The 13,935-nt window shown below is 37.1% G+C and carries 14 protein-coding genes and 1 other RNA gene; 11 read left to right on the forward strand and 4 right to left on the reverse strand.

The genetic code is table 11. From position 1 onward, the window contains the following. Positions 1 to 15 precede the first annotated feature (15 nt). Positions 16 to 636, reverse strand: coding sequence for a UPF0149 family protein (locus AC1M9A_RS05250; protein WP_092766815.1), 621 nt, complete (start codon positions 634 to 636; stop codon positions 16 to 18). A gap of 65 nt (positions 637 to 701) precedes the next feature. Here AC1M9A_RS05250 and AC1M9A_RS05255 point away from each other — a divergent pair, with 65 nt between their 5' ends. From AC1M9A_RS05255 to AC1M9A_RS05270, 4 genes are all read left to right on the forward strand, one after another. Beyond that, positions 702 to 1,253: a hypothetical protein gene (locus AC1M9A_RS05255; RefSeq protein WP_035269763.1), complete on the forward strand. Its 552-nt coding sequence runs from the start codon at positions 702 to 704 to the stop codon at positions 1,251 to 1,253. Between the two features lie 2 nt (positions 1,254 to 1,255). Beyond that, positions 1,256 to 1,540: a cell division protein ZapA gene (locus tag AC1M9A_RS05260; protein ID WP_180027932.1), complete on the forward strand. Its 285-nt coding sequence runs from the start codon at positions 1,256 to 1,258 to the stop codon at positions 1,538 to 1,540. A gap of 101 nt (positions 1,541 to 1,641) precedes the next feature. Then, a non-coding RNA gene (gene ssrS, locus AC1M9A_RS05265) (6S RNA) lies at positions 1,642 to 1,825 on the forward strand. 401 nt (positions 1,826 to 2,226) lie between these two features. After that, entirely contained in the window at positions 2,227 to 3,201 is a 975-nt protein-coding gene (locus AC1M9A_RS05270) for a hypothetical protein (protein WP_481607591.1), read from the forward strand. 253 nt (positions 3,202 to 3,454) lie between these two features. On the opposite strand, the gene AC1M9A_RS05275 is transcribed toward AC1M9A_RS05270, so the two are convergent. After that, positions 3,455 to 4,711, reverse strand: a complete 1,257-nt coding sequence (locus AC1M9A_RS05275) for a putative solute-binding protein (RefSeq protein ID WP_481588933.1) — start codon at positions 4,709 to 4,711, stop codon at positions 3,455 to 3,457. A gap of 225 nt (positions 4,712 to 4,936) precedes the next feature. Here AC1M9A_RS05275 and AC1M9A_RS05280 point away from each other — a divergent pair, with 225 nt between their 5' ends. The 5 genes from AC1M9A_RS05280 (at position 4,937) to AC1M9A_RS05300 (ending at position 10,540) form a co-directional block, all read left to right on the forward strand. Next, positions 4,937 to 5,551, forward strand: a complete 615-nt coding sequence (locus AC1M9A_RS05280) for a 5-formyltetrahydrofolate cyclo-ligase (RefSeq protein WP_481609791.1) — start codon at positions 4,937 to 4,939, stop codon at positions 5,549 to 5,551. Between the two features lie 116 nt (positions 5,552 to 5,667). Next, entirely contained in the window at positions 5,668 to 8,094 is a 2,427-nt protein-coding gene (gene lon / locus AC1M9A_RS05285) for an endopeptidase La (protein WP_481609792.1), read from the forward strand. 156 nt (positions 8,095 to 8,250) lie between these two features. Next, entirely contained in the window at positions 8,251 to 8,733 is a 483-nt protein-coding gene (gene rlmH / locus AC1M9A_RS05290; RefSeq protein ID WP_035268469.1) for a 23S rRNA (pseudouridine(1915)-N(3))-methyltransferase RlmH, read from the forward strand. Between the two features lie 100 nt (positions 8,734 to 8,833). Continuing rightward, the gene (locus AC1M9A_RS05295) at positions 8,834 to 9,610 is read left to right on the forward strand and encodes a DODA-type extradiol aromatic ring-opening family dioxygenase (protein ID WP_481609793.1); all 777 of its coding nucleotides are present in this window, start codon (positions 8,834 to 8,836) and stop codon (positions 9,608 to 9,610) included. Positions 9,611 to 9,763: 153 nt separating this feature from the next. After that, positions 9,764 to 10,540, forward strand: a complete 777-nt coding sequence (locus AC1M9A_RS05300) for a DUF4377 domain-containing protein (protein WP_481586469.1) — start codon at positions 9,764 to 9,766, stop codon at positions 10,538 to 10,540. Positions 10,541 to 10,592: 52 nt separating this feature from the next. On the opposite strand, the gene gdhA is transcribed toward AC1M9A_RS05300, so the two are convergent. Further along, positions 10,593 to 11,936, reverse strand: coding sequence for an NADP-specific glutamate dehydrogenase (gene gdhA, locus AC1M9A_RS05305; protein WP_035268479.1), 1,344 nt, complete (start codon positions 11,934 to 11,936; stop codon positions 10,593 to 10,595). Between the two features lie 336 nt (positions 11,937 to 12,272). Here gdhA and AC1M9A_RS05310 point away from each other — a divergent pair, with 336 nt between their 5' ends. Together AC1M9A_RS05310 and nth are read left to right on the forward strand one after the other, a co-directional pair. Further along, a complete protein-coding gene (locus AC1M9A_RS05310; RefSeq protein ID WP_180027938.1) occupies positions 12,273 to 13,064 on the forward strand; it encodes an RnfABCDGE type electron transport complex subunit B in 792 nt (263 codons plus the stop codon). Then, on the forward strand, positions 13,065 to 13,766 hold the full coding sequence (gene nth / locus AC1M9A_RS05315; RefSeq protein WP_481597251.1) for an endonuclease III: 702 nt from the start codon (positions 13,065 to 13,067) through the stop codon (positions 13,764 to 13,766). It abuts the gene before it with no gap. Here nth and AC1M9A_RS05320 read toward each other — a convergent pair. Next, a complete protein-coding gene (locus tag AC1M9A_RS05320; RefSeq protein ID WP_171076785.1) occupies positions 13,763 to 13,915 on the reverse strand; it encodes a hypothetical protein in 153 nt (50 codons plus the stop codon). The two genes, nth and AC1M9A_RS05320, sit on opposite strands and share 4 nt — an antisense overlap. Between the last annotated feature and the right edge of the window lie 20 nt (positions 13,916 to 13,935).

The following is a 13,935-nucleotide window of genomic DNA, read 5'->3' on the forward strand; positions in this document are numbered from 1 at the left end:
CTTGATTAAATGTAATCAACTTGGTCGATGAGGTGTAAACATCTCAACGACACTTTGCTCATTTTTTTTCGAAATTGTTGGTTTTACATGTTTCAGTAATGAGCTTTCTTCAACAGCAATCTTGGTTCGTCCAACAGATAAACTCACTGGAATTAATCGAACAAATTCATAAAGTTCTTGATAGCTAATTTCACCTTCTTCATCATTATCAGAATCTTCAAACTCGACTGCTGCAATATCTTGCAAGTGTTCAATCAACTCAGCTTCATCAGCACGAATATGCCCAGACGCTAATCCAAACCCCAATACCACTCCTGCACACCAATCTGCTAAAGCTTGAACACGCTCAGACAATACATGTTCATCATCAGGCAAAATGGGTAAATAATCTAATTCATCTTCTGATAAAGCATGCGAAACATCTTCAGATTCCTCAGCCAGTAAATTAAGCGCAGTAGGTTCTAATTGAGGCACATTCAATGTAGACAAAATTTGTATCCACTCCTCATGAGATGGCGGTTCAGTTACACAAACAATACCTGTAAGTAGACCATGTAACTCACTAGGACTAGTAATTTCCTCAATTGAACCGAATTGTTGGTTCCAATCTGTCCAACCTGAAATATCGTCTTGCATTCGCTTTTCCAATCTCTATACTTCTGTATATATTACCTTTGATTGCGAAACTACGCGACCTCGTTATGTTAGAACAATTACAGCGTTTACAAACGCATTTAGGCACGCTTAAACATCGTTTGTCCGAAACCGAACAAATGAATAGTTCTCTTGAAGCTAAGCAGAAAGAACTTCAGGAAACTCATCAAACTCAAACTGCTCAAAAAAATAGCGTCATCACTCAAAAGCAAGAACAGATTGAAAGTCTAAATGACAAATACAATCAATTGGATGGTATTTATAAAACTTTAAATCAAGATGCTACTGCTTTAGCAGAACGTTATAGTCGTTTAGAAAAGAGTTGTACTGATTTAAAAAATAGATTTCAGGAAATCTTGGCTGAAAGGAATGAGTTGAGAGTCATCAAAGAAAAAATGTTGGCTGAACAACGTCAAGCTCAAAAAGAAATTGATGAATTGAAGGCTGAAAATCAACGTTTAATCAAAAAAAATGAACTCGCTAAAACTAAGGTTGAGCAAATCATTCAACGATTGGCCATTTTAGGTACTGATCAAGATCATCATGCCCAAGAAATCCAACAATTAGAAAATCCGGCTGAACAAAATGAGGAAGCATAATTATGTCTGAAGTCGTTACAGTCGAGTTAAGACTAATTGAACAAACATTTAGACTTTCAACCACTCAAGATCGGAAAGATGATTTACAACGTGCTGGTGATTTGCTGAATGAGAAATTTCAAGAATTTCGTAGAAAAGCACCTAACGTAGAACACAATAAGCTCGTTATCATGGTGGCTTTAGAGCTTATGCAAGAAGTTTTAACAATGAACAAATCCTTACAAGAATATTCTCATTGTGAACGCTTACTTGCAACAATCTTGGAAGACGTTGAAAAAACTGTATAAATTTGATCTAAGTTTGCACAGTCAGTTTTACTGAGTGAATTATCACGCAAATAATGGGTACACCAAGGTTTGCCAATCTCACTCATTTCGTTATACTTAATTTAACTCTGGGATGTTCGCCAGCGGGTCTATTCCCCTGCCGATACTTAAACTTATGGATTGTGTTCTGTATATTTAGAGCGTATGCCCACCTCGAGTGGGAAACCCAGCAAGTATACGTCGCGTCCACCTTGAACTCGTCGGGTTCAGGGTAACGACACATGCAGCGGCATCTCCGGAGTCTTTATTTTATTTTCTCTTTTTTCTTATTTTTGAATAAACATCCTTGCGCTTTATCCCAAATTAATAATCAATATTAATAATTTTTGATTTTTATCACATTATTTTCACTATAAACAACTTATTAGACACTAATCTAAAACAAATATACTTAACTCTCAATATTATTTAATTATTTAAACCTATTGCTTTATATATATTTAACAATATAAAAAAATTGACATATTATTTGTAAATTTGGTTAATAATGACCTAGTAACTTTTCTAAAATTTAAATTATTATTCCCCATAATAGAAATTACACAAAAAGTATTTCATTTTAATGTCTTCTTATTGTTTAAAGACTTCATATTATTAGTCAAACATTATAAACAATGAGAATAGATTTATATTTAAAGGAAGAGAATATGTCTAAATTAGCAAAATTGGCTGGGGTTGCGAGTATTGCTGCAATACTAAGTGCATGTGGTGGTGGAAGTGAATCGAAGCTTGACACGCCAAATGATAATTATATTAAACCAGGCGATGTGAGCTCTACATTTATACCTTTTAAAGATAAGGATTTTTTAACAAAACTTAAAGAAAAGCTTGGTTTTTCAGAATCTTTGAATGTCATGGATGATCGATTTAATCAAGCATTAGGACATATGATTGGCGAAACATTGGGTGATGGACCCATTACTCGTACAGGTAGAGTAATTGAATTAACAGATCAAGGAACAAGTGCATTTACAATTTTTAGAAATTCAATTTGTACTGAGCTCACTAAAAGTGGAACTACTCAAACAATCAAGCTAAAAAGTGGTAATGATTCTTGTGCAACTAGTTTCGGCAAGGAAGTCGTAACATTTAAAGGAGGATCTATTTCGCTTACTGAAACATTAAGCTCTACCACAGTTGAGTTTAATAATGCGCTTTATACACCGTGGACTGATACATCTAAACTATATTTAGTCACTGGTAAAATTGTAAAAGATACAGTTGGTTCTAATGGCGCAATTTATTCTGTAAAAGATCCTTTAAAATTCCAGATTGTAGATAAAAATAACCCTAGCACTACATTGGAATATATGGGGCTACAGGATTATGAATACCGTTTTTTTGATGATCAATTACAAAGTGTGTCAAGTAAAGGTACAATCGTTGGCCAACCTAAAGATGCTAATTTTTCATATGCATTTAACTTCAGTGTAACTCAACCATTCGAAAAAGAGTGGTGGAGAATTTACCCGAAAGCAGGCGGTAAGTTAGAAATTATTGATGAGTACAATCAAAAGATTGTCGTTGAACAAACTAAAGATTATTCATCATCCGCATCAGTTCGCTTTAACTCAGGCGTGCCAACTAATGTGTCTTGGAGCGATATCGTTAAAAAGAAATAGGCATAAAGCCCCCATCTGGGGGCTTTTTTAACCATTTAATTCCATGTGTTGCGCGTTCTCTGACATTCTAAGCTGCTCATAATGCACTGGATCATATGCGCATGCACTTATCAACAAAGTATAAGTAACTACTGCGATAAAAATTTTCATCTCACATTTACTCATGAACCAATATGTGGGTAATTTAAAGCATGGCTAAAAACAAATAAAACCGATTAAAATTATAAAAACCATCTATTTTTTAGATTATTAGTTACTCATCTTGAAGCGCACACTCATAATTCTTAGGATCATCACTACATCGTATCTTTTTAAGGATAGACATCATTTCAGGATGATAATGCCCTTCTTTTGTCATCTGAATTCTAGCTTCGCGCATAATTTTCAAATATCCAGGTTTCTCAGCATCTCTAATATTCATCCAAAATTTAGGATCAATTTTAGATTCAGTTTGATCAATAAATTTATAAGCTGGTGTTAATTGCTTGGAAATAATCTCCCTTGCTATGGGCCCCATTCCAGCAGGAAATTTATTTCGATGCATAATCAATGTACCCGTCACTTGAACCAGTGGAAAACGAATAATTGCGCCTCGTACCTCGCCCTTGTTTGTCATTCCACGATAGAGTTCCAAAGGTTCAAATAAGATTGCAGGTGCTGCGATAATATCAACTTCCTTATTGTTGAATTTTCCGCCTACAGAAGTTAAATCCACTGAAACTGGTTGAGCACCAACATTTTGGACTAATTTTTTTTGGGTTGCGTCAAAACTCATTACAGCAACTTTTTTCCCAGCTGCTTTAGATAAAGTATCAATTTTACGATCATTTACCATAATATAAGCAGCACCCAAAGGCACAATACCGACAACCTCATAATCCTTATTGACCATTTTCGAGTCAAATTCAGGTCTTGCTAACAGCTGAATCACTTTAGTCAGTTGTTTATAGTTTTGAACTGCACCTATTGCATCAATACTTCCAACAAAAGAGTTGAATTGCTTAGCACGTAAATTACTTATTCCAGCACCATCACAACGTTTACTTCTAAAGTCTTCAGTTAAAACCCGTTCATCTGTATAGACTTTTAAATTAACTTCAGTGGATGTTTTTTGCTTTAATTTTGGATAATTCAAATCTATCTGCATTTGTAGCTTAGCCGTACGATTGACCGTCATTTGCACGCCGAAATCTTGAGCAACTTTAGCAATTCGTGGTAATTCACTCATATAGCTCGTCGCCTGCTCAAATGCTTCACCATGAGCACCGCTCGGTGAATACACACATAAGGTGACTTGTTTCGGAATCTGTTGCCAAACTTTTGGATCATTCAGTAGTTTTTTTATTTTATTCACAGAATGGCTGGACAATGATAAATCCAACTTAGAGTTAGTTTGAGCATTTACATGATTTGTGATTAGACCAGAAAGACTAATTACTGTCGTGAGCATAACCATACGATAAGCATGCTTGCTCTTTTTAAATAGACTACCGTTTTTTTTATTTTTCATTATCGTTCCCTTTTCTATTCTTTATGATCAGAGCTTCATTGATCTGATAGAGTTCAGCTTATCGGCTTCAATTAAAAATTAAATTGACCCCAATCTTTTATTTGTTACACCTAGAGTAAATGAAAAATATACTATCGAAAATATTCAAATCAGGTTGAATAAACCTGAGTAAAAATCGATAAACTACTTACCCTTACACATGCACTTAGATTGGTACAGTTTGAAATGCAGTTGCAGACACAACTTTTAAGAAAAAATCTACGTTCTCGTAGAAGACAACTCTCAATTTTTACGCAACGACGTTCTGCTTTTCAGATTTTGTCAAAAATCCAATCTCATTCTAAATTTAAATCTGCACAAAAAATTGGGATTTATTTAGATGCATTCGGTGAAGTTCAAACACATATCCTAATCATGCATTGCTTTTCAAAGCATAAAGTCGTCTATCTCCCAAAAGTCTCCAGACTTGATTCAACTTTAAAATGGGTTCCAATTTCAAAGCATCAATATCTAAATAAACGTTTTACTAAACATAAATTGGGAATGTATGAGCCTATGCATAGATTGGGGCAAAATGTAAAACAACTTGATGTACTGTTGATGCCCCTTGTTGCGTGTGATCATCATGGAACACGTATGGGCATGGGAGGTGGCTTTTATGATAGAACGTTAAAGCATGCGAGCAATCACCCCTATCGCATCGGTTTAGCGCATGACTTTCAATTAATTTTAGATCCTTTAAATCGCCAGCCTTGGGATCAGCCATTAGATGAGTTAATCACCCCTAAAAAACGATTAAAATTCAAACGGAGAATGTTAATTAACCCTAAATCCTACTGAATTTATCAAGATTAGTAGAAATAAATCGAATTTTATCGATTTTCACCCTTGTATTTTTTAAATTACACATCACTATAAAAATATGGCAACACCGTTGTCACTCATTAGGAGTGCTCATGACTGATATTATTATGAATGAAGAAAACTTAGAACTTCAGACCCCTAGCGTGTTACCGCTATTAGCTTTGCGTGATGTTGTGGTTTATCCACACATGCAAATTGCGCTTTTTGTCGGCCGTGAAAAATCGATTAAAGCAGTTGATGTAGCTCGTAACAGTGACAATTTAGTTTTTGTAGTAGCTCAACAAGATTCTCTTACAGAAGAAATTGATCACGACAATTTATATCAATACGGTACTGTCGCGAAGATTGTGCAAGTCGTAAATCATGAGAACGATGAAAACTGCATTAAGGTTTTAATCGAGGGTATTTATCGCTCTAAATTGATTAATATTTACGATCAAAACGATTATTTAGAAGCTGAGCACAGCCTTAGCCCAATGACGATCCGTATGGAATCGGCAACTCAACAAACTCGCCTCGAAGAATTACGTGGTCTTTTCAGCCAATACGCTGAAGCAAAACTACGTAATGCGCGTGAGTTAATTAATGCTGCAAATAAAATCGATGATTTATTGCAACTCATGTTCTTCGTCGCAACACGCGTGCCGTTAAATATCGAAGTGAAACAAAAATTCCTCGAACACGATGAATTTGAAGCTCATTTACAAGAGTTAATGACTTATTTGCTTCAACAGTCTGAAGAACAACAGATTGAGCAAAATTTACATGACAATGTAAAACGTCAAATGGAAAAGAATCAGCGCGAATATTTTCTAAATGAAAAAATGAAAGTTATTCAGCGTGAACTTTCTGACATGAATGGCGGTGCTGAAGATGACATTGCTGAGATAGAAAAACGCTTAGCTGAAGCGGATCTTCCTGAGCATGTTCGTAAAAAAGCAGAAGGTGAATTCCGTAAGCTCAAAGCAATGCAGCCTGCATCGAGTGAAGCAGCCGTAGTTCGTAATTACATCGAAACTATTTTAGATACACCATGGAATAAGGCGAGCAAAGTAAGTATCAATCTTGCTAAAGCTCAAGATATTCTTGATGCTGATCATTATGGTTTGGATGAAGTTAAAGAACGTATCGTTGAATATCTTGCTGTTCAGTCACGTGTAAAAAAACTACGTGGACCAGTATTGTGTCTCGTAGGTCCTCCTGGTGTAGGTAAAACCTCATTAGGTGAGTCTGTAGCTAAAGCAACAGGTCGCGAATTCGTTCGAATGGCACTTGGTGGTGTTCGTGATGAGGCTGAGATTCGTGGACATCGCAGAACTTATATTGGTGCGATGCCAGGTAAGATTGTGCAATCACTTTCTAAAGTTGGTGTAAAAAACCCTTTATTCCTACTCGATGAAATTGACAAAATGGCTCAAGATCATCGTGGTGATCCTGCATCTGCCTTGTTAGAAGTGCTTGATCCTTCACAGAATCACAAATTCAACGATCACTATCTCGATCTTGATCTTGATTTATCTGAAGTCATGTTTATTTGTACTGCAAACAGTATGAATATACCTGAAGCTTTGTTAGATCGTATGGAGGTCATTCGCCTTCCTGGTTATACAGAGGAAGAGAAAATCAATATTGCTGAGCGTTACTTAGTACCTAAAGCAATCAAGAATAATGGCTTACGTGCTAAGGAATTAAGTGTACACGAAGAAGCAATTCGAGATATCGTACAACGCTATACACGTGAAGCTGGTGTTCGAAGTTTAGAGCGTGAAGTCTCTAAAATTGCACGTAAAGTGGTTAAAGAAGCGGTTAGTAAAAAAGCGAAAAATCTTCAAATTGAAGTTAATTCGGCAAATCTACCTGACTACTTAGGGCCGCATAAATTCGATTTTGGTATGGCGGAAGAAGAAGCTCAAGTCGGTCGTGTTAATGGTCTAGCTTGGACTTCAGTTGGTGGTGAACTACTGACAATTGAAGTTGCAGCAATGAAAGGTAAAGGCAAATTTGTAACCACTGGTTCTTTAGGTGATGTTATGAAGGAGTCTATTACTGCAGCGATGACCGTAGTGCGTACACGAGCTGATGCTTTGGGTATCGATTCTACTCGCTTTGAAGAAACCGATATTCACGTGCACTTACCTGAAGGCGCTACGCCTAAAGATGGTCCTTCAGCTGGTCTTGCTTTGACGACAGCATTAGTTTCAGCGTTTACTGGCATTGCGATTCGACCTGATATTGCAATGACTGGTGAAACTAGCTTGAGTGGCCGTGCAATGCGTATTGGTGGTTTAAAGGAAAAATTACTGGCTGCACATCGTGGCGGTGTAAAAATGGCCTTTATTCCACAGGAAAATGCACGTGATTTAGTCGAAATTCCCGATAATGTGAAAGAAGGTTTAGATATCAAAGTTGTAAAATCAATTGATGAAATTTTACCACTAGCATTAACCTCTATGCCTAAACCATTAGTAAAAACACCCATTGTGAAAGCAGTTGACGAATCAAAATCTGCACGACACTAATCGGTCTTTTAACTGAAGAAAGAGAGCTTAGGCTCTCTTTTTTTATAAGATATCAATGGATGCAAATTTAACAACTCATTATGTTTTAACTTTTGATTTTATAAATTCATCACTTTGAAATGTATAATATCGTGAAACTTCTAGTGACACATTTTCATGAAAATTCGTATCTTGACCATTGGTCAAAAAATGCCAGCATGGGTTCTTACTGGTTTTGAAGATTATTTCAAAAGAATTCAACCTTTTGTACAAACTCAAATTGTTGAGCTTCCTATGGCGAAACGCGGAAAGAATGACTCTGAAGCTGATATTTTAAAATACCGTAATATCGAAGGCGATAGCATTTTAAATGCACTGAAAGGAAATGAACTTTTAATTGCACTTGAAGTGGGAGGAAAAGAGTTTAGTACAGAAAAATTAGCTGAAACCATGAAAGGTTGGATGCTTGAAGGGAATGATGTTGTGCTCGCGATTGGTGGACCTGATGGACATTCTGATGCAGTTCGTAAAGCTGCTGCTTGGCACTGGTCTTTATCTAAATTAACGCTACCCCACCCTATGGTTCGCATTCTGTTGATTGAACAACTGTACCGTGCCATGAGCATTAATCATAACCATCCGTACCATCGTGCTGGATAATCGTTCCGAATTTGCAACATGATGTTCAAATTTAAATGGTTACTCTGATTTCTAAAATTTGCGATGATCACCTCATACATCTAAGAATGGAACTACCCTCATGACTATTCAAACGCTACCTGGCTTATTCATCTCACATGGCTCTCCAATGCTGGCTTTGAATCCTGAACAGGTTGGTCCAGCTTTACATCGCTTGAGTCTCAATTTGCCCAAACCTAGAGCGATAATCGTCATGTCTGCGCATTGGGAAAGCAATGCACTCGAAGTAAGTACAGGGGCTAGACCTGAAACATGGCACGATTTTCGAGGTTTCCCAGATGAACTCTATGAAATTCGCTATCCTGCCCCTGGTGCTCCAGATGTTGCTGAACAAGTTTTAAATTTATTCGCTGAGGCACAAATTACTGCACATGCCAATAGTACACGACCTCGTGATCATGGCGTATGGATGCCTTTATTACATATGTATCCAGAAGCTGATATCCCCGTAGTCGAAATCTCTTTACCCATGACGATGTCTGCTGAAGCGATATTTAAAATTGGTCAAGCTCTCGCTCCATTAAGAGATCAGCAAATATTATTAATTGGCTCGGGAAGCATTACCCATAATTTAAGAGAGCTTGCTTGGCATGGTGAAACGAGTGAAGTTCCAGAATGGGCATCAACTTTTAGAAACTACGTGGTGCAACAGCTCACTCATTCGGATTATCCTGCTATTTTAGCGTGGAATACGATTCCTTATGTTCATCGTAACCACCCTACGATAGAACACTTTGCACCTTTATTTTTCTCTATGGGCACTGGTGATCGTTTTAGCATTGTACATAGTAGTTTTACCATGGGTGCTTTAGGAATGGATATTTATCGCTTTGATTGAGAGAAAATAAAATATCATTTTTTAAATGACCATCACGAATTAATCATCGATCAATGGATACATTTTGATACTGAAAAGTGCAGAATGTATCCATATTTTTTTAGATGCCCTGCGTTATCCTTCTTCTGATCAATACAATTTAGAAAACTTGTTATGAAATTAAAATTAATTGCCTTGGCTATTTTGCCTATCACACTTGCTGCGTGTCAGACTTCCGATCTACAAAAAGCTGGGGATTTAGCTGTGTCTGTGCTTCAACAACAAAATGCTGATCAAACTCTCTCTGCATACCAATGGCAAGCCAATCCACAAAATGCGCCTCAACCAATCACTTTAAACTTCACCGCTGATAAAAAACTTTCAATTCATACGAGCTGCAATACTTTATTTGGCGGGTTTGAGCTAAAAAACAATACTATCGTAGCTGCTCAACTTGCATCTACCATGAAGGGATGTAATGGTTTGGCTGCCGAACAAGAACGCTTTGCTGGAAATCTATTTTCCCAAGCTGCTGTTCCTTTCGTGCTTAATTTAAATGATCGTGATAATCCAACGTTGACTTTGGTACAGCCGAATGGTGAAAAGATTATCTTCACGGGTAAAATGACACCTGAAACCAAATACAAAACTCAAGGTGAAACCATATTTCTTGAAATTTCGCCAGAAACTAAACAATGTACTGGTGTAGCTCCCCAAACTTGTCTACAAGTCAGAGAAATAAAATACAACGATAGTGGTATTAAAACGCAAGTCGATAAAGACTGGACTTTATTCTACGATCAAATTGAAGGTTTTTCACATAGTCCAAATGAACGTCAAATCATTCGTGTAAAACGTTATGAAATTAAAAATCCTGCTGCAGATCAATCAAAGTATGCTTATATTTTTGATATGGCTGTAGAGCGTGAAGCTGTAAAAGGTTCTTTATAAAGAATAAAAAACCGAGGCTAAGCCTCGGTTTTTTTTATTTTTGAATATATTCTTAGAATACACCCTGAGCTAACATCGCATCAGCAACTTTTACGAAACCAGCAATGTTCGCACCATCTACATAATTCACAGTACCATCTTCTTGAGTACCGAATTTTACGCAGTTACGGTGAATTTCTTTCATGATTGCATGTAAACGCTCATCTACTTCTTCGAAAGACCAACCTAAACGAAGCGCATTTTGAGACATTTCAAGACCAGAAGTTGCAACACCACCTGCATTAGATGCCTTACCTGGAGCATATAGAATTTTTGCATCAACGAATTTTTCAACTGCAGCAAGTGTAGAAGGCATATTTGCGCCTTCAGCTACGCAGATCACACCATTTGCAAGCAATTTATCCGCATCATCAGCATCTAATTCATTTTGTGTTGCACATGGAAGTGCGATATCACACTTAATACCCCAAGGACGTTGCCCTTCAAGATATTCAAAACCATGCTTCGCTGCAAACTCAGAGATACGACCACGTTGAACGTTTTTAAGCTCCATTACTTCAGCTAAAAGCTCTGGAGTCAAACCGTCTTTAATGTATACAGTACCAGCTGAATCTGAAAGTGAAACAACTTTTGCGCCCAAATACATTGCTTTGTCAGCAGCAAACTGTGCAACGTTACCCGAACCAGAGATTGTAACTACCTTGTCTTTGAAACTGTCGTTACGAGTCTTAAGCATTTCCTCAGCGAAATACACTGTACCGTAACCAGTTGCTTCAGGGCGCGCTAGTGAACCACCAAAAGTTAAACCCTTACCTGTAAATACGCATGAAGTGTCATTGCTGAGCTTCTTCATCATACCCGCCATGTAACCAACTTCGCGGCCACCAACACCAATATCACCCGCAGGAATATCTGTGTCAGAACCTAAGTGACGGTATAACTCGATCATGAGTGCTTGGCAGAAACGCATGATTTCGCCTTCTGATTTACCTTTAGGGTCAAAATCAGAACCACCTTTACCACCACCCATTGGTAGTGTAGTTAACGCATTTTTGAAAGTCTGTTCAAAACCTAAGAATTTTAGGATTGAAAGGTTCACTGAAGGGTGGAAACGCATACCACCTTTGAATGGACCAATTGCTGAGTTGTACTGAACACGGAACGCACGGTTAACGTGTGTTTGACCTTGATCATCAACCCAAGAAACGCGGAATTGAATCGCACGTTCAGGTTCAACTAAACGTTCTAATAAACCATGAGCTGCATACTTAGGGTTCTTTTCAATAAAAGGCCATAAGCTTGTCATCACCTCTTCAACAGCTTGAAGAAATTCTGGTTGATGTGCATCACGTGTTTTAACGTAGTCTAGGAAGTCGTTAAGGCTGTTGTATTTCAACGCTTAATCCTCAGCAGAAAATGGATCAAAATTGGTCAAAATTTCAATATATTGATAAGTTTTGGCGCAAAGTATTAAATATCTTTTACAGGCACTGTACAATAGTTTTCATAATTTTTTTTAATATTTTTTTAATTTCAATTACTTAATTATAGTATTTAATAATTTTAAATTATCAAATTCATTACTTTTAATTATGAATTAATGCTTATTCGGCGCTTTTATTGCGCGATAAATGACCCATAACAGCGCACCCCAAACTAACACTAATCATGTTAAAATCATTCATATTTCACACCTATGATCTCCTTTTCGCTTGATTAAGTTTTAACGTACATGCACGCACAAATCTCATTGATACAACAAGTTGATGCTTTCCTACCTCAAACCCAATGTGGTCTATGTGGCCACCGTGATGGTTGTTTACCTTATGCTAAAGCTATTGTAGAAGGAGAAGACGCGAATAAATGTGTCCCTGGCGGTCAACCTGTTGCTGACGCAATTGCTCACTTACTGAATCGCCCTAAGCTTAAAGCTGAAGAAAGCGTTTGGCCAATTCAATCTGATGGTCGCCCACAGCGTATGAAAGCGATCATACGTGAAGACGAGTGTATTGGTTGCACTAAATGCATCAGTGCTTGCCCTGTAGATGCCATCATTGGATCAGGAAAGTTAATGCATACTGTGTTAACTGATCTTTGTACTGGATGCGAATTATGTATACCACCTTGTCCAGTTGACTGTATCGATCTTGTTGAAGATTTACAGCCCATACCAAATGAGCAAGCCCGCATCCTAGAACAAAATGATCTTAGAAATCGTTATTATGCTCATATTCAACGTGAGGAAAATCGCAGTCTTCATCGCAAAGGTCCTGTCGTTAAAGCTGAAATTGATACTGCGCTTTTTGCTCAATTTTCAAAACAATTACAATCAGTACCTACTATTCAAACGATAAAAAAAACAGCGCTTCATAAGACATTAGATGCAAAATCTACAATCGAACTTGCCAAATTACGTACACAAATTAAAAAGCTTGAAAAACAACTTGCTGTACGTGAGAGTGTCGATAAGCAAGAGCAACTCAATACTTTATATGAAAAACTCAATTCAATTGAGGGTGTTTAAATGAACGTTAAAACACCTAAAACTGTAAAAAACATGACAAAAAACCAAATTCAAATTTTTTTTGAAAGATTAAGAGCTCAACGCCCAAACCCTAAAACAGAGCTGAATTATTCTTCACCCTTTGAGTTATTAGTTGCTGTGACCTTATCAGCACAAGCCACTGATGTAAGCGTAAATAAGGCCACAGATAAGCTTTTCCCTGTAGCAAACACACCTGAAGCAATCTATGCCTTAGGTGTAGAAGGATTAAAATCTTATATTAAAACAATAGGTCTCTATAACTCTAAAGCTGAAAATGTCATCAAAGCTTGTGAAATATTGATTAAACAACACAACAGTACTGTTCCTAACAACCGTGCTGATTTAGAAGCACTTCCGGGCGTAGGTCGAAAAACTGCAAATGTGGTATTAAATACCGCTTTTGGTCAACCAACCATGGCCGTTGATACCCACATCTTTCGATTAGGTAATCGTACTGGACTTGCGGTAGGAAAAAATGTACTCGAAGTTGAACACCGTCTAGTTAAAGTGATTCCAAAAGAGTTTATTGTAGACGCTCATCATTGGTTAATTTTACATGGACGTTATTGCTGTATTGCGCGGAAGCCAAAGTGCAATGAGTGTGTTGTGAGTGATGTGTGCAACTGGCCTGAACGTTTCGAATATGGAGCGACAAGACAGATCGATTTAAAACAGGTTTAACGATCAAGAGATTTTTTTTGATCTTTTTTCTCTTTATCTAATTTCATCTGTTTTTGACTATCGCGAAGTAATTTAAAACTTATAAATACCAAAAAAGACAATACTGCCAAGCATGCAAGCATCAATAAAATAATGGCAATATTTTGCACTTGTTTACCTTCACATCATA

Source organism: Acinetobacter sp. ANC_7634, assembly GCF_056779875.1.

Bases quoted from the DNA above. Each gene is read 5' to 3' on its own strand.
- AC1M9A_RS05250 (WP_092766815.1), bottom strand. From the start codon at position 636: ATGCAAGACGATATTTCAGGTTGGACAGATTGGAACCAACAATTCGGT.
- AC1M9A_RS05255 (WP_035269763.1), top strand. From the start codon at position 702: ATGTTAGAACAATTACAGCGTTTACAAACGCATTTAGGCACGCTTAAA.
- AC1M9A_RS05260 (WP_180027932.1), top strand. From the start codon at position 1,256: ATGTCTGAAGTCGTTACAGTCGAGTTAAGACTAATTGAACAAACATTT.
- AC1M9A_RS05270 (WP_481607591.1), top strand. From the start codon at position 2,227: ATGTCTAAATTAGCAAAATTGGCTGGGGTTGCGAGTATTGCTGCAATA.
- AC1M9A_RS05275 (WP_481588933.1), bottom strand. From the start codon at position 4,711: ATGAAAAATAAAAAAAACGGTAGTCTATTTAAAAAGAGCAAGCATGCT.
- AC1M9A_RS05280 (WP_481609791.1), top strand. From the start codon at position 4,937: ATGCAGTTGCAGACACAACTTTTAAGAAAAAATCTACGTTCTCGTAGA.
- lon (WP_481609792.1), top strand. From the start codon at position 5,668: ATGACTGATATTATTATGAATGAAGAAAACTTAGAACTTCAGACCCCT.
- rlmH (WP_035268469.1), top strand. From the start codon at position 8,251: ATGAAAATTCGTATCTTGACCATTGGTCAAAAAATGCCAGCATGGGTT.
- AC1M9A_RS05295 (WP_481609793.1), top strand. From the start codon at position 8,834: ATGACTATTCAAACGCTACCTGGCTTATTCATCTCACATGGCTCTCCA.
- AC1M9A_RS05300 (WP_481586469.1), top strand. From the start codon at position 9,764: ATGAAATTAAAATTAATTGCCTTGGCTATTTTGCCTATCACACTTGCT.
- AC1M9A_RS05310 (WP_180027938.1), top strand. From the start codon at position 12,273: ATGCACGCACAAATCTCATTGATACAACAAGTTGATGCTTTCCTACCT.
- nth (WP_481597251.1), top strand. From the start codon at position 13,065: ATGAACGTTAAAACACCTAAAACTGTAAAAAACATGACAAAAAACCAA.